Below are 20,304 nucleotides of genomic sequence, written 5' to 3' on the forward strand. Positions count from 1 at the left end.
AGCCCCGTATCCGAAGTCTGAAGTACCCTAGCAGGATCCAGAGTACCACGAGACACGAGAAACCTTGTGGGAATGAGCGGGGACCACCCCGTAAGGCTAAATACTCCTTAGTGACCGATAGCGCATAGTACTGTGAAGGAAAGGTGAAAAGGACCCCGGGAGGGGAGTGAAAGAGAACCTGAAACCCTATGTTTACAAGCTGTGGAACCCCTTTAGATGGGGAACTGCGTACTTTTTGTAGAACGGTCCGGCGAGTTGCCCGTACTGGCAAGGTTAAGGACTTAAGGTCCGGAGCCGAAGTGAAAGCAAGCGTTAAGAGCGCGAAAATAGTCAGTGAGGGCAGACCCGAAACCGGGTGACCTATCCATGTCCAGGTTGAAGCTTCCGTAAGAGGAAGTGGAGGACCGAACCCACATCCGTTGAAAAGGGTGGGGATGAGGTGTGGATAGCGGAGAAATTCCAATCGAACCCGGAGATAGCTGGTTCTCCTCGAAATAGCTTTAGGGCTAGCCTCATCAAAGTCTGCTGGAGGTAGAGCACTGAATTGTCTAGGGGGCGTCAAAGCTTACCAAAACATATCAAACTCCGAATGCCAGCCAGATGATTGATGGGAGTCAGACTGTACGAGATAAGTTGGACAGTCGAAAGGGAAACAGCCCAGACCACCAGCTAAGGTCCCAAAGTACGTGTTAAGTGGAAAAGGATGTGGGATTTCAAAGACAACTAGGACGTTGGCTTAGAAGCAGCCATACATTGAAAGAGTGCGTAATAGCTCACTAGTCGAGAGATCCTGCGCCGAAAATGTCCGGGGCTAAAACACGACACCGAAGCTGTGGAATGTAGTAATACATTGGTAGAGGAGCATTGTAAGCGGGATGAAGCCATACCGTAAGGAGTGGTGGACTGCTTAGAAGAGAGAATGCCGGAATGAGTAGCGAGAGGAAGGTGAGAATCCTTCCGGCCGAATATCTAAGGTTTCCAGAGTAAAGCTGATCTGCTCTGGGTAAGTCGGGACCTAAGGCGAGGGCGAGAGCCGTAGTCGATGGATAACTGGTTGAAATTCCAGTACCACATAAAAACAGAACTGTGGGGACACAGAAGGGAAATGGGAGCCAGGAATGGAAACACTGGTGCAAGCGAAGTAGCCGTATGGGAGGCAAATCCCTCATGCAAGGCAAAGGCGTTACGCGGACCGAACAAAAGTAGGGAAGCCCAGGCCCCCAGCTGTCAAGAAAAGCCGCTATTGTTTTTTATGTGCCCGTACCGTAAACCGACACAGGTGGATGAGGAGAGAATCCTAAGGCCGACGGGAGAAGTGTTGTTAAGGAACTCGGCAAAATGACTCCGTAACTTCGGGAGAAGGAGTGCCATAGCGATATGGCCGCAGAGAATTGGCCCAAGCAACTGTTTAGCAAAAACACAGGTCTATGCAAAACCGCAAGGTGAAGTATATGGGCTGACGCCTGCCCGGTGCTGGAAGGTTAAGGGGAGGGCTTAGCGCATTAGCGCGAAGGTCTGAACTTAAGCCCCAGTAAACGGCGGCCGTAACTATAACGGTCCTAAGGTAGCGAAATTCCTTGTCGGGTAAGTTCCGACCCGCACGAAAGGCGTAATGATTTGGGCACTGTCTCAACAACACACCCGGTGAAATTGAAATACCAGTGAAGATGCTGGTTACCTGCGCCAGGACGGAAAGACCCCATGGAGCTTTACTCCAGCTTGATACTGGGATTCGGTACTGCATGTACAGGATAGGTGGGAGACTGAGAATTAAGGACGCCAGTCCTTAAGGAGTCACTGTTGGGATACCACCCTTGCAGTATTGGATTTCTAACCAACAGCCATGATCTGGTTGGGGGACAATGTCAGGTGGGGAGTTTGACTGGGGCGGTCGCCTCCGAAAGGGTATCGGAGGCGCTCAAAGGTCTTCTCAGAATGGACGGAAACCATTCGCAGAGTGCAAAGGCAGAAGAAGGCTTGACTGTGACACCGACGGGTGGAGCAGGTACGAAAGTAGGACTTAGTGATCCGGTGGTATAACGTGGGATTGCCATCGCTCAACGGATAAAAGCTACCCTGGGGATAACAGGCTTATCACTCCCAAGAGTTCACATCGACGGAGTGGTTTGGCACCTCGATGTCGGCTCATCGCATCCTGGAGCTGTAGCAGGTTCCAAGGGTTGGGCTGTTCGCCCATTAAAGCGGTACGCGAGCTGGGTTCAGAACGTCGTGAGACAGTTCGGTCCCTATCCGGCGCAGGCGGAGGAAATTTGATAGGAGCTGTCCTTAGTACGAGAGGACCGGGATGGACGGACCACTGGTGGATCTGTTGTATTACCAAATGCATAGCAGAGTAGCCAAGTCTGGAAGGGATAAACGCTGAAGGCATCTAAGCGTGAAGCCCCCCTAAAGATAAGATTTCCCATAGAGTAATCTAGTAAGACCCCTTGAAGACGACGAGGTAGATAGGGCAGAGGTGGAAGTGCGGCAACGTATGGAGCTGACTGTTACTAATCGGTCGAGGCTTTAACCAAGGAAAGGTAAGGAAGAAAGTTTGATGGAACGTTCTGTATGTAGTTTTGAAGGTACATAAAATGAAAAAGCGGGATAAAAAATAAAAGTATTTTTTATCTTTTTGCTGTATATAGGGGCATAGTTCAGTTGGTAGAATAACGGTCTCCAAAACCGCAGGTCGAGGGTTCAAGTCCTTCTGCCCCTGTTAAAAAGTCTAGGAAATTAACTTTCCTAGACTTTTTCTTTTACTTATTATCACAGTCAGTTTTTTTATCCGTAGGATATCCGTTTCCCTGTGCATCTGTTCCGGGATCAGCTGATGCCGTGTCATTGCTTTTTTTAAGCGCATGATTTGTGATACCGGCCTCATAGGACCCTTTTGGAATTGTATTGATTTCTTTATCGCCTCTTGCTTTTTTCATATCGGCCTCCTTTTTCTGCATTTATATTATCTCCAAATCAGAAGAAAAGATGAAAGATTTTCAAATTAACAGAGTGTCTTTGAAAAGATAAAAAACTCATGCTATTGACAAAACAACAAAAAGGGCTGAAGATGAGATAGTGTTCGGTGAATAGGAAATTGGAAAGGATCTAAAATATGAGAAGAAAAGACAGAGAAATTACAGATTTTAATGAAATGCTTGAGATCATGAAAAAATGTGATGTTTGCAGGATTGCATTGAATGATGAAGAATTTCCCTATATTGTTCCGCTGAACTTTGGACTAGATATACAAGAAGATAAAGTTTTACTCTATTTTCATTCCGCCATGAAAGGGAAAAAACTAGATTTGATTACAAAAGACAATCGTGCGGCATTTGAAATGGACTGTGACCACAACTTTATCCTCTATGAAGAGAGAATGAGCTGTACTATGGGGTATGCAAGTATTACCGGACATGGAATCATAGAATTTGTACCTAAAGAAGATAAATATGAAGCGCTGAAGATATTAATGAGACATTACCATGCAGAGGATTTTAAATTTAATACAGATATGATAAAAGTAACGACTGTTTTAAAAATGACAGTTACAGATATGGTCGGAAAGAGGCGAAATAATATCCATTAGAAACTGCATTGCAGAGCCGGGGATCAGCCCTCTGACTCTGCAACAATTTCCTCCAGAACACGGATGAGGTCGTGAATTGTATTTAACTCCACGTTGCGTTCCAGGATCATATCCTTTAATTCGATACTGAGCGTTTCAAATTTTGGACGAAGCTCAGGAGAAACATAAGACATCTTTATCACCTCATAGAATAGTATGGGCAAACATAACGATTCTTATTAAATAAATAACTCATAAATACCTAAAATCAAGATTAAAAGGCCGGAAATTAAAGCAGCATAGTTTCCGAAAATATCAGACAGAAATCTTTTTCCTGCGGCCATACCTGTTGTGAGAAAGAATAAACTGAAAAAAAATGTGAAGGCTGAGGTAAGATATGGATTTAATCCGGTAATTCCGGCACCAAAGCCAAGACCAAGGTTATTTAAGGTCAGCGCCATTGAAAGAGCAATTAAAGAAGCAATCGGCATGGCGTGCCGCTTGGTGCGGCCAGTAGCCAAGGCCTTTTTTTCTTTTTCAGAAAGATCATCCGGTACATTCTTTTTAAAAAAGTAATCCATCATCATCCAGATACCGAGAAAAATAATAATCAGGCAGCCAAAGGTATTTGCTGTGGAAATTGATAGGATGCTCACCAGCCATTCCCCCAGGAACATAGATAGTAAGGTTCCTATGGAAGTGAGAAAAGAAATTGTAATATTATCTACAATATGATACCGGCATCCCTTAGTGCCATAGGCGGCGCCAAGAAAAAAAGCATCGATATTCGCTGAGATCGAAAATAAAATGACAGATATTAGATGCATATGAAATCCTTTTATTTTGTTGTTTTATATATAATATGGCAAAAGTAAAAATCAGTTCTAAATAAAAATATTATTACAACTGGTAATATATTTATATTACCAGTTGTAATATGGTTGGAAATATAGTATAATAATAATATCAAAAAAGTAAGATCAAGGAGGATAAAAATGGTCGGTATTTTAATTGCTACTCATGGAGGATTTGCTGAGGGCCTGTTAAGCGCAGTGGAACTGATTGCCGGAAAGCAGGAAAAGGTCGAGACTGTCGGCTTATATCACGGAGACGGAGTCGATGAATTTGAAGGTAAGATTACAGCTGCAATGGACAAGCTGGATGATGGAGACGGTGTGCTGGTATTCGTAGACATCCTTGGAGGAACACCATCCAATACCGTTATGAGGTGCTTCTCGAAAAAGGATCATATGAAAGCCATTGCAGGTATGAATATGGCGATGGTAGTTCAGGCGGTCATGATGAGAGAAGGAATGGATCTGGATTCTTTATGTGACGAGTGTGTTGAGGTTGGCAATCAGCCGCCGATTCTGCTGCATGACATGTATGCGGACATGGTAAAACAGCAGAGTGAGGATACAGAAGAAGACGAAATTTAAATTAGCTTTATGGATGCAGCCGGAAAAACCAGCTGCATTTTTTATTCTTCAGGAAAGACTTTCACGCAAAGTTGTCAAGCCCTTCAAAGAATCAGGAGTTGGGGAGATGAGGCGGCTTGCCTACTTTGCCCATCCATAAAACAAAATGGATCAGTTTAATTAAAAAGGGCACCCACAAAAAGCGGATGCCCAACCAACAAAAATGAGTTAGAGTTACCAAATTTAATCTAAGATACTGCTTGCAAAAACTTTCATAGCAGCCTTTACGTTCTCTTTCATGGCAGATTTGCCGGCAGCAATGATGTCATGGAAGAATACCTTCTCATCTCCGGCAGCGTTGATGAATTCACGAACTTTGTTTCCGCCAGCCATGGCGCTGTATGTATAGTAGTTGATCTTAGTAATTCCGTTCTGGATGGAAGTCTTGAAGTCTTCATCAGAAACACCGGAACCTCCATGCATTACGAATGGAATATCGATCTTATTTTTGATTTCTGTGATACGGTTTAAGTCAAGTTTTGGCTCTGTCAGGTAAACACCGTGAGTGGTACCGAAAGAGATGGCAAGTGCGTCAACACCAGTTCCCTCTACGAATGCCTTTGCTGTATCAGGATCTGTATAGCAGTCTTCCAAAGACGCAAAGTCTTCGGCTCCCACAGCTCCGCGTCCTTCTCCGCCTCCTACGGCTGAAGTAAAGATATGCCCTAATTCGGCTTCAACGGACACGCCGGCGGCATGTGCGATCTTGACCATTTCTTTTGTCTCTTCAAAGTTTTCTTCATAACTCTTTGCAGAAGCGTCATACATAACAGATGTAAATCCAAGGCGGATTGCCTGAACGCATAAGTCAAAGGAAGCACCGTGATCCAGATGAACACATACAGGAACAGAAGCGCGTCTTGCATAGTCCAGCATGATTGGCCCAATTTCCTGCATAGTGATTAAGTTTTCATGCACCTCTGCATGCTGGATAATGACAGGAACATTGAGTTCTTCAGCGGCAGAGATCACTGCCTGTATAGATTCCAGATTAGGAACATTGAATGCGCCGACAGCATACTTTTTCTCTTTTGCATCTTCTAAAATTTCTTTCATTGTTACTAGCATATCTTATACCTCCGTGAATCATTCATTACTTGGCTATAACAAAATTATAACCGATGGTAATAATAAAGTCAAATGCAAAATTACCAATGGTAATACTGATTGGTTTGAGAGTGAAGAACGGACAGCAGGATCTCTTTATTCTCCTTGACTGTATGCCCGGATTTAAACAGACCGGAAGTACCACCGGTAAATATGTCGGCCCCGGCCTGGTAAAGGGTATTTACCGTTGAGGGATTGACATTTCCATCAGCCTGGATGGAGACAGACATCCCGGCTTCTGACAGTCTGTGTCTCATCTCTTTAATATGTCCGAGACTGTTTTGCTGCATGGTTTGACCGGAAAAGCCCGGATTGACAGTAAGCTTTAAGATCCAGGGAACTTCTTTTGCCAAAGCAAGGAAATCGTCCGGAGGAGCAGTATCACATTTAAAGGCTAATACAGGCTGGGCACCAAATTTCCTTATCAGATCAAAGGTTTTCAGCGGATGCTCCATAGCTTCGTAGTGCACGGCTATATAATCTGCACCCAGTTTCGCAAAGCGCTCAATATAAGCATCGGGATTGTATGCGGCCAGGTGCGCCTCGATGGGCAGGGTTACCTCCGAACGCATCATTTCTAATAATGTATCCCCTAAAATGAAGCATTTGTTAAACTTTCCGTCTACCATATCATAGTGGAAAAATGATATGCCGGACTGTTCGGTTTCCACAATCTGTTCCTTTAAATGAAGTAAATCCATACAGGATACAGAAGCAGAAACACAGGGTGGATTTAATATAAGCTGTCTCATGGATGAAACCTTCCTTTCTTCTATATAAAATGAGAATAAGTTGTTTCTTACTGTTCAGTATAAGAAAGAAAATACAGGAATGCAATAAATATAACCGATGGTCATGAAGTTTGTATAATGTTTATATATTTTTTATAAATTTAAGTCACTTTTCACAAAAAGAGCGAAATATCATAAAAAAAGTTGACATTTTAGTGAGTAGTGGTAATATAGAATATAACCAGTGGTTGTATTGAGGGGCAGCCAAAAAATGAGTAAGAGTTCATATTTTTCTAACGAAGGGAGCAGGCATTATGAAGATCGATGGTATTGTATTAGTGAGGATTGATGACAGACTGATTCATGGTCAGGTTATGACTTCCTGGCTGAATTACACCAGTGCAAACAAAATCATGATTATTGATGATGAAGTTGCAAATGACGCATTTATGAAGAGCGTGCTGAAAACATGCGTGCCGGCAAATGTAAAGCTGGCAACATTCACAGTGGAAAAGGCAGCAGCAAGATTAAAGAAAGGTTTTGCAGGAGACAAATGTATTATCCTTGTAAAATATCCAAAAACATTATATCGCCTGATGAGTGAGGGAATTGTTTTTGATCACGTCAATATCGGAGGCATGGGAGTAAGCGGTGACCGCACAAAGTTCTTCCGCAACATTTCCGCTTCAGAAGAAGAAAAGAAAATGCTGAAAGAATTAGTGGAGGCAGGATCTAAAATAGGTGTGAGGATCATTGCCGAAGACAGCGAAACCGACATTTCAAAGATGCTTTAGAGGGACAGACTACATAACCAACAAGAGAAACAGAACCATATGAGAAACTATCAATGAAAGCGACGAATAAAGGAGGTTAAGTATGAAAATTACATTAATTCAAGCGCTTTTGATTGGTATCGTTTATTACCTGGGTAATATCGGTACACCATGGCTATCACTGCTGGGAAGTATCTCGGTTGTATACAAACCGCTGGTAGCCGGAACTTTAGTAGGTTTTATCTTAGGAGACCCTGTACAAGGATGTATCATCGGCGCAGCAATCAACCTGCCGTATGTAGCATTTATCTCCGCAGGAGGAACCGCTCCTTAGGACCCGGGCCTTGCAGGTACAGTTGGAACCGCATGGGCAATGGCAGCAGGAGTAAACCCGGCAGCAGCAGTAACAATCGCTCTTCCGCTTGGACTGCTCGGAACGATGGTCTGGGTAGCACATATGACCTTGGACGTAACCTTTGTACATATGGCTGATAAAGCAGCAGAAGAAGGAAACCTTGAGAAAATTTGTTTCTGGCACGTAGTACCGCCGCAAATCCTGATGTTCCTGCTCTGTGTTGTACCGGCAACCGCAGCAACTTATTTTGGATCAACGGCTGTAAAAGGAATTATTGATTCACTGACAGGACGCCCGCTGACGGTATTAACCGTAATCGGAGGACTGCTTCCGGCTCTTGGTATTGCCATGAACCTTCGTGCAATCGGAAGACCTGGTACACTCCTGTTCTTCCTTGTAGGATTTATTCTGGTCGTATATCTGAAACTGCCGGTAATCGCTGTAGCAGTATTAGCCGGAGTTATCGGATATTTCTACACAATGTTAAGTAACCAGACACCGCAGGCTGCAGCCGCCGGGGATTCCGGAGGAGCAGCACCTATAGAAGACGATGAGGAGGATTTTTAATATGGCTGAAGAAACAAAAAGAAGTTTAACAAAAAAAGAAGTCGTAAAAGCCTTCTGGAGATGGACCTTCTTCTCTCATGCAAACTACAACTATGAGCGCTTGGAGGCAACAGGTCTCGTATTTGCCATGAAGCCGGTGATTAAAAAGCTTTATGGAGACAGACCGGATGAATATAAAGCATGTATTCAAAGACATATGCAGTTCTTTAACACAGAGCCTCATATCGGAGGTGTTATTCCCGGTATTGTTCTGGCTATGGAAGAAGAGCGCGCAAACGGCGCACCGATCACTGATGAGGCGATCAACGGTGTAAAGACCGGTCTGATGGGACCTTTTGCAGGTATTGGTGATACATTATGGCAGGGTACACTGACACCGATCCTCTTAGCTTTCGGTATCAGCCTTGGATCTCAGGGAAATCTTCTGGGACCGGTTATCTACACATTGTTAATGTTCGGTATCATGTTCCCGGTAGCTTATATCTGCTGGATGAAGGGATACAGCTTAGGTAAAGAAGGTATTGAAAAGATTCTCGGCGGAAACCAGCTTCAGATGCTGATCACAGGTGCATCGGCCATGGGTGCTATCGTACTGGGTGCTCTGTCCGCACAGTTTGTAACTGTTAAGTGTTCTGCGATCATCAAGCTGGGCGCATTGAAGATGAATGTGCAGGAAACAGTATTTGATCAGTTATTCCAGGGAATCTTACCGCTGGCAGTGACGCTGTTCACCTTATATCTGCTGAAGAACAAGAAGATGAAAGCCACAACTGTTATGTTGATTCTGGTTGTCATCGGAGTTGTATTAGGTGCGGTCGGCTTCTTAGGTGCATAATATATTAAATTGTCAGAAACGTCGTGGAGGAAGAACAATGGGAGAAATGGCAAGAACCCTTGTGTTTACAGGGGAAAAGCAAATTGAGATACAGGAATATCCGATTCCTGAAGTCAGTGATGATATGGTTCTGGTAAAAACAGATGCGTGTGCAATCTGCACATGGGAGCAGAGGGTTTATACCGGAGTAAAAAAAGTAGATTTTCCGTTTATCGGCGGACATGAAATGGTCGGGAAGATTGTCAAGATGGGCAAAAATGTGGACCAGAGACAGTGGAGTGTCGGTGATTTTGTGGCAGTCGGAGTAACGCTGCCATGCAAAAACTGCTATCAGTGTAAGAGCGGAAATGAGCAGAACTGTGAACATTTTGATCACAGCAAACAGTTAGAGGGACTTCCGGAGAAAGGTATGGGCGGATTGAGTTCTCATCTCTTAGTACATCCGTCAAATCTGTTTCATTTACATGATATCACACCGGAAGAAGCAACGATCACAGAACCATTATCCTGTGTGCTGCACAGTGTAGAAACTGCTGATATTCAATTTGGCGACACCGTTGTTGTGATCGGATGCGGAATCATGGGACTGCTGCACACGATCCTTGCAACAAAACGGGGAGCCTCTGTCATTGTCTCCGACACGAATGAAGAAAGAACAAAGCTGGGCTTAGAGCTGGGCGCAAACTATGCGGTAAATCCGGCGAAGGAAAAACTGGAAGAACGCGTAAAGGAAATCACAGGCGGAAACATGGCACAGGTTGTGTTTGATACGACACCGATCTCTAAAGTTGCTGAGGACGCAGTGAAAGCTGTCGCTAACAACGGACGTCTGGTACTTTACAGTTCATTCTATCCGGATACTCCGATCTCTATCAGCCCGGATTGGCTTCACAAGAGCGGTGCAAAGCTGATGGGTACTGCAAACTCCAACACCGTAGATTTTACAAAAGCGACGAGACTGCTCTCAGAGGGAGTTGTGGATGTAAAACCGTTTGTCAGTGAAGTATATGATTTGAGTGATTATCAGAAAGCATTTGAATCTGCCATTAAGGGTGATAAGTTCAGAGTAGTATTAAAATTCTAAAGACGGGTGACCTTGTTGGTTGCCGCTGTCAGGATGCGGATGAAGCAGAGAGGGAGCCGGTTAAATAATGGCTTGCTCTCTGTTTTTCTAAACAAATGTATATTTAAAAAACCGCTTTTATCCAACAGGATTTATGGTGTATACTATAGGTATCTGGGGTAATATTCGTTAAGAACTGAGGTCTCTTATACAAAGGAGGGCGTATGAGTGAAGTGAAAAAAAAGCAGCTGCTGTATATGCAGCTGAGAGATTCCATTTTGGCAGACTATAAGGACAAGCCATACTATTCTCCTTTGCCGGGGGAGCGTGAACTGTGCGATATTTATTCTGTCAGCCGGCCTACAGTCAGAAAGGCACTTGAAATCCTTGAGGATGAAGGATGTATCATAAGGCTGACAGGAAAAGGAGCGTTTTTTATCGGCAATAAGGAGTTTGTGGATGCGAATAATGATATGAGGTTCTCAGATATTGCTTTCTACAATCAGGTTAGTCTGAGGGGAGACTATACGAGCAGTAAGGTTCTGCTGCAGAAGATTGAGATTGCAGATAAAGAGGTTGCTGTGATGCTGAGACTTCCCAAAAATGCCAAGGTGTTTCATCTGGAGCGTCTGAGGTATATCAACGGCAAATTGTATTCTCTGGCCAATGCATATATTCCCTATGAGCTTTGCCTTGAGCTTACGGAGTATGATTTTTCAGACCGTTCTCTGCACAACACACTTTGTCAGTACGGTCATGTGCCGTTTAAAGCGGACAAAACCATAGAAATTTCTAAAGCATCCGAGTATGATGCCATGCATTTGGATCTGAAACCAGGGGACCCGATCTCGATTTCTTCCACAGTGACGTACGATGAGCAGGGGAATATGCTGGAATATGCGGTGACGAGGGCTGATGCATATAAGACTCTGATACAGATGCAGGTATATAATCAGGATCACGTAAAAGACAAGGTTATGAGAGAGAAGCGCCAGTAGTACGCCGGCGCTTTTCAATTTCTTGTTGTATTATTTGTATATAAATCAAAATTTAGGGGGTTGACATCTGTCAAGCCTGCGGATATAATGAATGCATAAAGAAGAATAACTGGTGATATTTATTATTCGAGGATTGTCACTGTTCGGCAGGCAAAACCGGATTTTACGAGAAGGGAAAGTTTTTTGAGGGAAACTTGTACCGCTCTTGTAGAATTGGGTTTTTTTTCTTTTGTTCATGTTTATGAGGAGAGGCATTATGAAGATAACGAAGGTAATCAACAACAACGTAGTCAGTTCCACAGATGAAGCCGGTAATGAAGTCATTTTGATGGGAACCGGACTGGGATTTAAGGGAAAAGAAGGAAAGGTCGTTGACGAGAGCAAGATCCAGAAAATTTTTCATCTGGAAGATGCCGGAGTCAGTCAGAGGTTTAAGGAGCTGATCACAGATCTTCCGATGGAGCTTTTAAATACGTGCAGCAACATCATCATGTATGCGAAAGGAATTCTCGACACGAAACTCAATGAAAACATCTACATTACGCTGACAGACCATATCAACTTTGCGCTTCAGAGAATGGAGCAGGATATGATGTATCCGAATCCATTGAGCAGGGAAGTGAAAACGTTCTATGACCTGGAGTATAAGATCGGAGAGTATGCCCTGGGAATTGTGGAAAAAGACCTGGGAGTAAGACTTCCCAAGGATGAGGCAGTATCCATTGCACTCCATGTGGTCAGCGCGGAGTATGACACGAAGGTCCGGGATACGGTTCAGATTACCACCTTTATCAAAAATGTTATAGATAAAGTGAAAGATTATTTTCAGATGGAACTTACGGAAACTTCTCTGAACTATGAAAGATTTATCACACACCTCAAATTTTTGTCAAGAAAAGTTATGTCAGGAGGAGGGATGGACGAGATTGAACCAGAGCTCAGGAAGATGATCTCGGCGATGTATCCGGACGAATATCAGTGCAGCAGAGAGATTGCAGAGTATATTAAAAAGGAATACCGCAGAGAGATGTCGGAAGGTGAGATTGTATACTTGACAATGCATATTGAACGCATAAAAAGCAGCAATCAGACAAAGAACATCAGTAAATAGGAGGGAAATATGTTTGAGTCTTTTAAGAAAGCGTTTAAGCAGGAAGTGAGGTCGGCAGATGTACTGTCACCGATGAAAGGGACCGTGATCCCGATGAATGAAGTAAAAGATCCCACGTTTGCAGGAGAAATTCTGGGACCGGGGGTAGCCATTGTGCCGAAAGAGGGAAGAGTCGTATCCCCGGTGGACGGAAAAGTGGGAGTGATGTTTGAAACCAAACACGCGGTGAGTATTTCCGGTCCGGACGGCGTGGAGATGATCGTCCATGTGGGGATTGATACTGTCCAATTAAAGGGAAAGTATTTTACGTCACACAAGAATACCGGAGATCCGGTGAAAGCCGGGGATCTGCTGCTGACCTTCGATATGGATGCCATTAAGGAGGCAGGATATGATGTGACAGTTCCGGTGGTAATCTGTGAAAAAGGGAATTACACGGAGATTGAATGTTTCCACGGGAAAGAGACAGAAGCCGGGGAAGTGATCATCCGGTTAAGAGAAAAGTAAAGAGATGGATTTTAGTATAGAAAGGAAGATTATATTATGATGAAATATTTTCAGAAACTAGGCAAAGCGCTGATGCTTCCGGTTGCGGTTCTTCCGGCAGCGGCAATCCTGATGGGTATCGGATACCTGATCGATTCCAATGTTATGGCGGCTAACGCAGACAAAGCACCAATCGCAGTGGCAGTTTTCCTTGTGAAGGCCGGAGGGGCCATCATCGATAACCTGCCGATCCTCTTTGCAGTAGGTGTCGCACTTGGAATGACAAAGAAAAAGGACGGGGCTGCAGCACTTTCCGGCCTCGTAGCGTACTTAGTTGTCACAACCATTCTGAAAAGTGACAACATCGCCCTTCTGCTGAATATCCCGGTAGAAGAAGTAGCACCTGCATTCTCAAAGATTCAAAATGCATTTGTAGGTATTCTGTCCGGTCTGATCGCAGCGGGATGCTTTAACAAATTCGGAGAAGTACAGCTGCCGACCGCATTATCTTTCTTCAGCGGAAAACGCTGTGTGCCGATCATAACTTCAGCCCTTATGTTAGTGGTATCTGGTATATTGTATTTTGCATGGCCTCCACTGTATAATGTATTAGTCAAATTTGGGGAAAGTATCGTGGGATTGGGACCTGTGGGAGCAGGAATCTATGCATTCTTTAACAGACTGCTTATCCCGACAGGATTACATCACGCATTAAACTCTGTATTCTGGTTTGACGTTGCAGGAATCAATGATATCGGTAACTTCTGGGCTGGAACCGGAACAAAAGGTATTACAGGTATGTATCAGGCAGGATTCTTCCCGGTTATGATGTTCGGTCTTCCGGCAGGAGCACTGGCTATGTACCATACGGCAAAAGATAATAAGAAAAAGATTGCAGCAGGTTTACTGATTGCGGCAGCCTTTGCTTCCTTCTTTACCGGTGTTACAGAGCCATTGGAATTCTCCTTCATGTTCCTGGCTCCGGCACTTTATGTTGTCCATGCACTGCTGACCGGTATCTTTGTGGCAGTGGCTGCAATGCTCCATGCAACCGCAGGGTTCAGTTTTAGTGCAGGTTTGGTTGACTTTTTGTTAAGCTCCAGACTCCCTATGGCAAATAAACCGTGGATGCTTTTGATTCTCGGAGTCATCGCTTTTGTAGTATATTACGTACTGTTCCGTTTTATCATCGTGAAGTTCAACTTAAAGACTCCGGGACGTGAGGAAGATGACGATGTAGAAGAAGAGAAAAATGCAGTGCTGGCTGATAATGACTTTACAAAAGTAGCACAGATTATTTTGGAAGGTCTTGGCGGAAAAGAAAATCTGACTTCCATCGACAACTGTATTACAAGGCTCCGTCTGGAAATCAAAGACCAGGATCAGATCGATGAGAAGAAGATCAAATCTGCCGGAATTGCAGGAATCATCCGTCCGGGCAAAAACAGTATCCAGATTATTGTGGGAACGAAAGTCCAGTTTGTCGCAGATGAATTGATAAAACTTGCTGAAAAGTAAATTAAGCGTTATATTGTAAGTGATTAGGGATAACATATGGGGAGACAGCAGATACTGTTTCCCCGCATTATAGAAAGGAAGTACAAGATGAGAGTTATTAAGGGAAAAGATTACAAGGACATGAGCAGAAAAGCAGCAAATATTATTTCTGCGGAAATTATCACGAAGCCAGATTGTGTTTTGGGACTGGCTACAGGTTCCTCTCCGATCGGGATTTATGAAAATTTGGTGCACTGGTATGAGCAGGATGATCTGGATTTCAGTCAGGTAACCTCAGTGAATCTGGATGAGTACAAAGGGCTTCCAAAAGAAAATGACCAGAGCTATGATTATTTCATGCATGAATACCTTTTTAATAAGGTAAATATCAAGCCTGAAAACATCAACATTCCGAATGGTATGGAAGAAGATTCTGAAAAAGAGTGTGCAAGATATAATCAGGTGCTTGAGGACTTGGGAGGAGTTGACCTTCAGCTTCTGGGTATCGGACACAACGGCCATATCGGCTTCAATGAGCCGGGAGAAGCATTTGAGAAAGAGACTCACTGTGTGGACCTTACTGAAAGTACAATCAATGCCAATAAAAGATTCTTTGAGAAAGAAGAAGATGTGCCGAGACAGGCGTATACTATGGGAATCAAATCCATCATGAAAGCAAAGAAAATTCTTCTCATTATCAGTGGAAAAGAAAAAGCAGGCATTGTGAAAGAAGCATTTTTCGGACCGGTTACCCCGAAAGTTCCTGCATCTATCTTACAGCTTCACAATGATGTGATTCTGGTAGCAGATGCGGATGCGCTGTCAGAGGTTGAGGATTTATTATGATTATAAAGAACGCAGATGTTTTTTGTGAGGACGGAGTTTTCAGGACAAAAGATATTTGTACAGACGGTGAAAGGATCAGCAGTTCTTCAGAGAATGATGAGATTCTGGACGCCGAAGGCTGCTATGCGGTTCCCGGGCTGATCGATATTCATTTCCATGGCTGTGTAGGACACGATTTTTGTGACGGAACAGAGGAAGCTATAAGAGAAATTGCTTCTTATGAGGCAGAAAATGGAGTGCTTGCCATATGTCCTGCAACGATGACTCTGCCGGAAGAAACACTGATGACCATCGCCAAGGCGGCGGCAGCCTACAATGGGGACAGCGGAGCAGATCTGGTTGGAATCAATATGGAGGGGCCGTTTATCAATGAGGCCAAAAAAGGCGCACAGAATCCGGCCTATATCCATAAACCGGATGTGGCAATGTATGAAAGACTTCAAAAGGCATCCAATGGTCTGTTTAAGCTGGTGGACATTGCGCCGGAAAATGAGGGCGCAATGGAATTTATCCGTCAGGTTAAGGATGAGGCAGTGATTTCGATCGCACATACGGCTGCGGATTATGAAACCGCGGTCAAAGCGATTGAACATGGAGTCAGCCATGTGACGCATCTTTACAACGCCATGCCGGGGTACAGCCACAGGGCACCAGGGGTAATCGGAGCGGCATGTGATCACGGACTGGATGTCGAGCTGATCTGTGACGGTATCCACATCCATCCGAGCGCCGTGAGAACAACGTTTAAGATGTTCGGGGATGATAAGATCATTCTGATCAGTGACAGTATGATGGCTACCGGAATGGAAGACGGAACTTATCAGCTGGGAGGACAGGACGTGAAGGTGGTCGGCAATCTTGCTACTCTTGCCGAAGGAGGCGCGATTGCAGGCTCTGCAACCAATCTCATGGATTGTCTGAGAACTGCCGTTAAGACAATGGGAATCCCGCTGAACAGCGCAGTAAAATGCGCCACTGAAAATCCGGCCAGATCCATTGGCATTTATGACAGCTATGGAAGTATTTCAGAGGGGAAATATGCGAATGTTGTCCTGCTGGATAAAGATCTGGAGATCAAAGCGGTCATAAAAAAGGGAGAGATCCTGAATCACAAATAATAAAAGTTATCAGGTACCGGAGGTACGCAGAAAATGCGGACTCCGGTACTTTTTTTTCTTTCATAGGAAAGTTCTGCGACCTTCCCTATGAAAGAAAAACGCTCCGCGGGCTGTACACAGATGCGTAAGGAAATTATTTGACTGCGTCAAATCGCATCTGGCACGCAAAGTTGTCAAGCCCCTCAAAGATTGAGGGGTCTAAGAGCTTTAGTGGGCTTGCTCACTTTGTTCCTAAAATTATTAGGAGCAGTTATAAAATGAAATATAGTAAAATTAAACTATAGAAAGAGGATACAGGAAATTTTCAATGAGGAGAATGGAGGAGGCATATGTCAATTGTTCAGTGTCCGAAAGGACATAATTATGATAATGAAAAACATGCTCAGTGCCCTTACTGCAGCGGAAGTCAGGCCATTGGAATTACTGTGCCGCTTGACAATACCGGGCTGCAGGAGGAGATCCCTGCGGGGGCAGGAGAAGGGGGATTCCCGAAGACCATGCCTGTCAGCATGGAACCTGCACAGGGACAGGGGCCGGGAGTTACGGAACCTTATCAAAATGTGACTCAGGGCCTGGATATTAATGAAGAGGGAGTATCTGCAGTCACAGGATGGCTGGTATGTATCGAGGGCAAGAAAAAGGGGAAGGATTTTCGCCTTCACGGAGAACGGAATTTTGTGGGAAGGGCGGGCTCCAATGACGTTGTCCTGAACTTTGACGATAAAATCTCTTCTGTCGCCAATATTATTATTTCTTATGACGATGAGGAAAATGAATTTTACATACAGCCGGGAGAACATCAGAAAAATAACGTCAAATTAAACGGAAAACTTTTGCTGATTCCGGAAACTCTGAAGGACAATGACATTATAAAGCTGGGAGAGACAAAACTCTTGTTCCGGAAGTTCTGCAACAGTGATTTTTGTTGGGAGTGATGAAGGATGTTTGGGAGAAAGAAGAAAAAAAAGGCATCCAGGATCGGCAGGACTGTTGAAATCCCCAGGGAAAGCCAGGAGCCTGTCAAAGTCAGCTTTCCGGGCATGGAAGCGGAGTTTAAATTCGGCAATGCCCAGCACATCGGGACGAGAAAGCAGCAGGAAGACTCCTTTGGCTTTTCAGATCTGTCGGATGCAGAACTGCTGAGCAGGAGAGGGATCTGTGCGGTGCTTTCCGACGGCATGGGAGGACTTTCTTCCGGAAGAGAAGTGAGCGAATTGACGGTGCTGAGAACGCTTGAATTTTTTAAAACTATGAGTGACAAAGAGCCGGTCTGTTTACAGATGAAAGCGTTTGCTGCAAAGCTTTGTGAACAAGTCTTTGATTTATACGGAAAAGACGGGAGAGCCGGGGCGGGAGCAACACTGGTGGCCGTTTTCATATACGGGAACAGTCTTTACTGGTGTACAGCAGGAGACAGCCGCCTGTATTTGTTCCGGGGAGGACGTCTGTATCAGATGAATGAAGACCACGATTATAAAAACAGGCTTCTTGGGCGCTATATAAGGGGAGAGGGAAGCTTTCAGGAGGCGGTGAGTCATCCGCAGAAAGATGCACTCACCAGTTATATTGGCTGCCCTTTGATGGAAGAGACCGATGTAAGCCGCTTTGGATTTGTACTGCAGAACGGAGATAAGATTCTAATGGTGACGGACGGAGTGTACCATGCCCTCACCGAAGAAGAGATGGCGGGAAGAATGAGAAAAGATCCCCAGGAGGCCTGCCGGAGGATGATCATGGATGCCGTCTCAAAGAATCTTCCGGGACAGGACAATATGACTGCTATGGCGGTCAGCTACAATTAGAATGGAGGGAAGGATATGACAAAAAGGTTAAAAGTTTCAGTTCTTATTTTGTGTACGGCAGTATTTCTGTTTGCGGTACCGGTAATGGCTTCTACGCCGACAGAGGCCAAGGACAGCGTTGTATGCATCGCCATCAGGGACAGCAGGGGCAGTATGATCGGATGGGGGTCCGGATTTGCCATCGGGAAGCCGGGGAAAGATATCCAGTATATTGCCACCAATTGTCATGTGGCTCAGCCCACAGATAAATACGGAAATAAGATTCCGTGTACGCTTACGGTTTACTTTTCGGCGGCAGCACAGCGCTCTATGACTGCCGAGGTCTATTGGAAGAGTGAGGAGCATGATCTGGCGGTATTGAAGCTGCCGGAACCTACGGACCAGCGTGAGGCGATGGTACTCTGTCCGATGGAAAAGACGGATATGGACGATGACTTTGCGGCTCTGGGATACCCGGCGGCAAGTATGGCAGCCGATGTGGTCAAGTTTGATGAGAGTGACATTTCCATCACAAGAGGCGGAATATCCAAGCAGGTGCGGGTAAACGGAACAGACTGTTATCTTGTAGATGTCGAGATCAGTCAGGGCAATTCCGGCGGTCCCCTTGTGAACTCAAAAGGCCAGGTGGTGGGCGTCAATACGTTTATGATCGGTGAGAAAGCCAAATATGCCGTTGTGATCGACGAACTCATAAGAAACCTGGACCAAAATCAGGTGCCCTTTGCCGTGGCAGGGTCCAATGTTCTCCAAATGGTTCTGATCGCAGGCATTACTGCGGCAGTGATCCTTGTGGCTGTCATCATTCTTCTGGTCGTGAAAGGCAAGAAAAAGAAACAGGAACCGTCCCCACAGATTCCGGAAGGACATGAAATACCGCCGGAACCGGTAGCTTCTGCACCGGTGCCGGAACATAACAGCAGAGAGGCGTCGATCCTTGTAGCGGGAACCGGGGGAAAGCTGGCAAACCGGAAGTACAGAGTGACACAGGCCACAAAGATTGGACGGGACAGCTCAAAATGCGGTATCTCATTTCCGATAGATACAAAAGGAGTGAGTGCTGTGCACTGCGAGGTAGAACCCTCAGGCAGCGGAATCCTTCTGAGAGACCTTAACTCTACCTACGGAACATTTCTCGGCAACGGGACAAAGGTGGAACCTGGCGAAAACCGCCGGCTTAGTTCCGGAGATTCTTTTTATCTGGGAGGAGAAGACAATCGATTTGAGGTGAGATAATGGCAGAAATTGACGCATTTGTTTATACCAGTCCCGGAGGAAGGACGGTCAATGAAGATTACTGCAGTTTTGAATTGGGCAGCGGGCGGTCCTCTTTTGTGGTAGCCGACGGGCTGGGAGGTCATGAAAAAGGAGAGATAGCCTCAGAACTCGCAGGCAGGTTTATGATGGAACGGTTAATGTGTATGGATCAGATTACCGTTGAAAGCCTGAAAGAAGCGCTGAGGGAGACGAATCAGTGTGTATTGGACGGACAGAATCAATACCCCGGAATGCGGACTACAATGGCAGCAGTGATTGAAGAAAAAGGACAGTTGTGGGAGTGTCATACAGGGGACAGCAGGATTTACCTTTTTAAAAACAGGTGCCTTTATTTCCAGTCCAGGGACCACTCGGTCGTACAGCTCTCTGCCGAGATGGGCGATATTTCACCGGAACAGATCCGGTTCCATCCGGACAGGAGCAAACTCTTAAAAGTTCTTGGGGACTCTCAGGAACTGAAGATTGCGCCGTCGCCGGAGAGTTTTGCTTTAGAACCGGGAGATGCTTTTCTTCTCTGTACCGATGGCTTTTGGGAATATGTGTGGGAGACAGAGATGGAGGCAGATCTGGTCAAATCGGAAACTCCCGAAGAGTGGATTGTCTTTATGGTGAAGCGGGTGCTGCTGAAGGCACCCTCAGACCATGATAATTTTACGGCAGCGGCAGGGATGGTCCGGTCTCTCTGAAAAAATGTGAA

Annotated in this window: 20 protein-coding genes, 1 tRNA gene, 1 rRNA gene and 1 pseudogene (1 of these 23 running past the window's edge); 18 read left to right on the forward strand and 5 right to left on the reverse strand. The window is 45.0% G+C overall.

The features are described from left to right. Positions 1-2,534, forward strand: a 23S ribosomal RNA gene (locus ANCC_RS06680) (it extends 362 nt beyond the left edge of the window). A 112-nt stretch (positions 2,535-2,646) separates the two neighbouring features. Further along, a tRNA-Trp gene (locus ANCC_RS06685) sits at positions 2,647-2,719 on the forward strand. A 40-nt stretch (positions 2,720-2,759) separates the two neighbouring features. Here ANCC_RS06685 and ANCC_RS06690 read toward each other — a convergent pair. After that, positions 2,760-2,936, reverse strand: a complete 177-nt coding sequence (locus tag ANCC_RS06690; protein WP_022261097.1) for a hypothetical protein — start codon at positions 2,934-2,936, stop codon at positions 2,760-2,762. 176 nt (positions 2,937-3,112) lie between these two features. Here ANCC_RS06690 and ANCC_RS06695 point away from each other — a divergent pair, with 176 nt between their 5' ends. Beyond that, the gene (locus tag ANCC_RS06695; RefSeq protein WP_006565463.1) at positions 3,113-3,586 is read left to right on the forward strand and encodes a pyridoxamine 5'-phosphate oxidase family protein; all 474 of its coding nucleotides are present in this window, start codon (positions 3,113-3,115) and stop codon (positions 3,584-3,586) included. A gap of 23 nt (positions 3,587-3,609) precedes the next feature. Here ANCC_RS06695 and ANCC_RS06700 read toward each other — a convergent pair whose 3' ends face one another. Both ANCC_RS06700 and ANCC_RS06705 read right to left on the reverse strand, forming a co-directional pair. Then, positions 3,610-3,759: a hypothetical protein gene (locus tag ANCC_RS06700; RefSeq protein WP_006565462.1), complete on the reverse strand. Its 150-nt coding sequence runs from the start codon at positions 3,757-3,759 to the stop codon at positions 3,610-3,612. 45 nt (positions 3,760-3,804) lie between these two features. Continuing rightward, a complete protein-coding gene (locus ANCC_RS06705; protein ID WP_225103668.1) occupies positions 3,805-4,242 on the reverse strand; it encodes a manganese efflux pump in 438 nt (145 codons plus the stop codon). A 318-nt stretch (positions 4,243-4,560) separates the two neighbouring features. On the opposite strand from ANCC_RS06705, the gene ANCC_RS06710 reads away from it, so the two are divergent. Then, positions 4,561-5,004: a PTS sugar transporter subunit IIA gene (locus ANCC_RS06710; RefSeq protein ID WP_006565460.1), complete on the forward strand. Its 444-nt coding sequence runs from the start codon at positions 4,561-4,563 to the stop codon at positions 5,002-5,004. Positions 5,005-5,226: 222 nt separating this feature from the next. Here ANCC_RS06710 and ANCC_RS06715 read toward each other — a convergent pair whose 3' ends face one another. Then, positions 5,227-6,111 carry a class II fructose-bisphosphate aldolase gene (locus ANCC_RS06715; protein ID WP_006565458.1) on the reverse strand — a complete coding sequence of 295 codons (885 nt, stop codon included), beginning with the start codon at positions 6,109-6,111 and terminating at the stop codon, positions 5,227-5,229. An 80-nt stretch (positions 6,112-6,191) separates the two neighbouring features. Beyond that, positions 6,192-6,902 carry a ribulose-phosphate 3-epimerase gene (locus ANCC_RS06720; protein ID WP_022261096.1) on the reverse strand — a complete coding sequence of 237 codons (711 nt, stop codon included), beginning with the start codon at positions 6,900-6,902 and terminating at the stop codon, positions 6,192-6,194. A gap of 293 nt (positions 6,903-7,195) precedes the next feature. On the opposite strand from ANCC_RS06720, the gene ANCC_RS06725 reads away from it, so the two are divergent. The 14 genes and pseudogenes from ANCC_RS06725 (at position 7,196) to ANCC_RS06790 (ending at position 20,293) form a co-directional block, all read left to right on the forward strand. Further along, a complete protein-coding gene (locus tag ANCC_RS06725; RefSeq protein WP_006565456.1) occupies positions 7,196-7,675 on the forward strand; it encodes a PTS sugar transporter subunit IIB in 480 nt (159 codons plus the stop codon). 82 nt (positions 7,676-7,757) lie between these two features. Further along, positions 7,758-8,576, forward strand: a pseudogene (locus ANCC_RS06730) (PTS mannose/fructose/sorbose/N-acetylgalactosamine transporter subunit IIC). A 1-nt stretch (position 8,577) separates the two neighbouring features. Then, positions 8,578-9,411: a PTS system mannose/fructose/sorbose family transporter subunit IID gene (locus ANCC_RS06735; RefSeq protein ID WP_022261095.1), complete on the forward strand. Its 834-nt coding sequence runs from the start codon at positions 8,578-8,580 to the stop codon at positions 9,409-9,411. Positions 9,412-9,448: 37 nt separating this feature from the next. Continuing rightward, positions 9,449-10,495, forward strand: a complete 1,047-nt coding sequence (locus ANCC_RS06740; RefSeq protein WP_006565452.1) for a zinc-dependent alcohol dehydrogenase — start codon at positions 9,449-9,451, stop codon at positions 10,493-10,495. Between the two features lie 203 nt (positions 10,496-10,698). Continuing rightward, positions 10,699-11,472: a GntR family transcriptional regulator gene (locus ANCC_RS06745; protein WP_006565450.1), complete on the forward strand. Its 774-nt coding sequence runs from the start codon at positions 10,699-10,701 to the stop codon at positions 11,470-11,472. Positions 11,473-11,728: 256 nt separating this feature from the next. Continuing rightward, positions 11,729-12,583, forward strand: a complete 855-nt coding sequence (licT, locus tag ANCC_RS06750) for a BglG family transcription antiterminator LicT (protein ID WP_009291145.1) — start codon at positions 11,729-11,731, stop codon at positions 12,581-12,583. 9 nt (positions 12,584-12,592) lie between these two features. After that, complete coding sequence (locus ANCC_RS06755; RefSeq protein WP_006565448.1) at positions 12,593-13,090, forward strand: PTS sugar transporter subunit IIA; 498 nt, start codon at positions 12,593-12,595, stop codon at positions 13,088-13,090. Positions 13,091-13,126: 36 nt separating this feature from the next. Next, complete coding sequence (gene nagE / locus ANCC_RS06760; RefSeq protein ID WP_006565447.1) at positions 13,127-14,587, forward strand: N-acetylglucosamine-specific PTS transporter subunit IIBC; 1,461 nt, start codon at positions 13,127-13,129, stop codon at positions 14,585-14,587. A gap of 87 nt (positions 14,588-14,674) precedes the next feature. Next, positions 14,675-15,412: a glucosamine-6-phosphate deaminase gene (gene nagB, locus ANCC_RS06765; protein WP_009291147.1), complete on the forward strand. Its 738-nt coding sequence runs from the start codon at positions 14,675-14,677 to the stop codon at positions 15,410-15,412. Next, positions 15,409-16,530 carry an N-acetylglucosamine-6-phosphate deacetylase gene (gene nagA / locus ANCC_RS06770; protein ID WP_006565445.1) on the forward strand — a complete coding sequence of 374 codons (1,122 nt, stop codon included), beginning with the start codon at positions 15,409-15,411 and terminating at the stop codon, positions 16,528-16,530. The genes nagB and nagA overlap by 4 nt, the downstream gene beginning before the upstream one ends. Positions 16,531-16,859: 329 nt before the next feature. Continuing rightward, positions 16,860-17,465 carry an FHA domain-containing protein gene (locus ANCC_RS06775; protein WP_006565444.1) on the forward strand — a complete coding sequence of 202 codons (606 nt, stop codon included), beginning with the start codon at positions 16,860-16,862 and terminating at the stop codon, positions 17,463-17,465. Between the two features lie 6 nt (positions 17,466-17,471). Continuing rightward, entirely contained in the window at positions 17,472-18,332 is an 861-nt protein-coding gene (locus ANCC_RS06780; protein WP_006565443.1) for a PP2C family protein-serine/threonine phosphatase, read from the forward strand. Between the two features lie 15 nt (positions 18,333-18,347). Continuing rightward, on the forward strand, positions 18,348-19,565 hold the full coding sequence (locus ANCC_RS06785; protein WP_006565442.1) for a trypsin-like peptidase domain-containing protein: 1,218 nt from the start codon (positions 18,348-18,350) through the stop codon (positions 19,563-19,565). Further along, the gene (locus ANCC_RS06790) at positions 19,565-20,293 is read left to right on the forward strand and encodes a PP2C family protein-serine/threonine phosphatase (protein WP_006565441.1); all 729 of its coding nucleotides are present in this window, start codon (positions 19,565-19,567) and stop codon (positions 20,291-20,293) included. The genes ANCC_RS06785 and ANCC_RS06790 overlap by 1 nt, the downstream gene beginning before the upstream one ends. The last annotated feature ends 11 nt before the right edge of the window (positions 20,294-20,304 follow it).

The organism is Anaerostipes caccae L1-92, assembly GCF_014467075.1.
Lineage (GTDB): Bacteria > Bacillota > Clostridia > Lachnospirales > Lachnospiraceae > Anaerostipes > Anaerostipes caccae.

What these genes read in the sequence shown, in the direction of transcription:
- nagA (WP_006565445.1), top strand. Translation starts at nt 15,409, where the DNA reads ATGATTATAAAGAACGCAGATGTTTTTTGTGAGGACGGAGTTTTCAGG.
- ANCC_RS06775 (WP_006565444.1), top strand. Translation starts at nt 16,860, where the DNA reads ATGTCAATTGTTCAGTGTCCGAAAGGACATAATTATGATAATGAAAAA.
- ANCC_RS06790 (WP_006565441.1), top strand. Translation starts at nt 19,565, where the DNA reads ATGGCAGAAATTGACGCATTTGTTTATACCAGTCCCGGAGGAAGGACG.
- ANCC_RS06740 (WP_006565452.1), top strand. Translation starts at nt 9,449, where the DNA reads ATGGGAGAAATGGCAAGAACCCTTGTGTTTACAGGGGAAAAGCAAATT.
- ANCC_RS06780 (WP_006565443.1), top strand. Translation starts at nt 17,472, where the DNA reads ATGTTTGGGAGAAAGAAGAAAAAAAAGGCATCCAGGATCGGCAGGACT.
- licT (WP_009291145.1), top strand. Translation starts at nt 11,729, where the DNA reads ATGAAGATAACGAAGGTAATCAACAACAACGTAGTCAGTTCCACAGAT.
- ANCC_RS06725 (WP_006565456.1), top strand. Translation starts at nt 7,196, where the DNA reads ATGAAGATCGATGGTATTGTATTAGTGAGGATTGATGACAGACTGATT.
- nagE (WP_006565447.1), top strand. Translation starts at nt 13,127, where the DNA reads ATGATGAAATATTTTCAGAAACTAGGCAAAGCGCTGATGCTTCCGGTT.
- nagB (WP_009291147.1), top strand. Translation starts at nt 14,675, where the DNA reads ATGAGAGTTATTAAGGGAAAAGATTACAAGGACATGAGCAGAAAAGCA.
- ANCC_RS06720 (WP_022261096.1), bottom strand. Translation starts at nt 6,902, where the DNA reads ATGAGACAGCTTATATTAAATCCACCCTGTGTTTCTGCTTCTGTATCC.
- ANCC_RS06710 (WP_006565460.1), top strand. Translation starts at nt 4,561, where the DNA reads ATGGTCGGTATTTTAATTGCTACTCATGGAGGATTTGCTGAGGGCCTG.
- ANCC_RS06695 (WP_006565463.1), top strand. Translation starts at nt 3,113, where the DNA reads ATGAGAAGAAAAGACAGAGAAATTACAGATTTTAATGAAATGCTTGAG.
- ANCC_RS06735 (WP_022261095.1), top strand. Translation starts at nt 8,578, where the DNA reads ATGGCTGAAGAAACAAAAAGAAGTTTAACAAAAAAAGAAGTCGTAAAA.
- ANCC_RS06715 (WP_006565458.1), bottom strand. Translation starts at nt 6,111, where the DNA reads ATGCTAGTAACAATGAAAGAAATTTTAGAAGATGCAAAAGAGAAAAAG.
- ANCC_RS06705 (WP_225103668.1), bottom strand. Translation starts at nt 4,242, where the DNA reads ATGTTCCTGGGGGAATGGCTGGTGAGCATCCTATCAATTTCCACAGCA.
- ANCC_RS06755 (WP_006565448.1), top strand. Translation starts at nt 12,593, where the DNA reads ATGTTTGAGTCTTTTAAGAAAGCGTTTAAGCAGGAAGTGAGGTCGGCA.
- ANCC_RS06785 (WP_006565442.1), top strand. Translation starts at nt 18,348, where the DNA reads ATGACAAAAAGGTTAAAAGTTTCAGTTCTTATTTTGTGTACGGCAGTA.
- ANCC_RS06690 (WP_022261097.1), bottom strand. Translation starts at nt 2,936, where the DNA reads ATGAAAAAAGCAAGAGGCGATAAAGAAATCAATACAATTCCAAAAGGG.
- ANCC_RS06700 (WP_006565462.1), bottom strand. Translation starts at nt 3,759, where the DNA reads ATGTCTTATGTTTCTCCTGAGCTTCGTCCAAAATTTGAAACGCTCAGT.
- ANCC_RS06745 (WP_006565450.1), top strand. Translation starts at nt 10,699, where the DNA reads ATGAGTGAAGTGAAAAAAAAGCAGCTGCTGTATATGCAGCTGAGAGAT.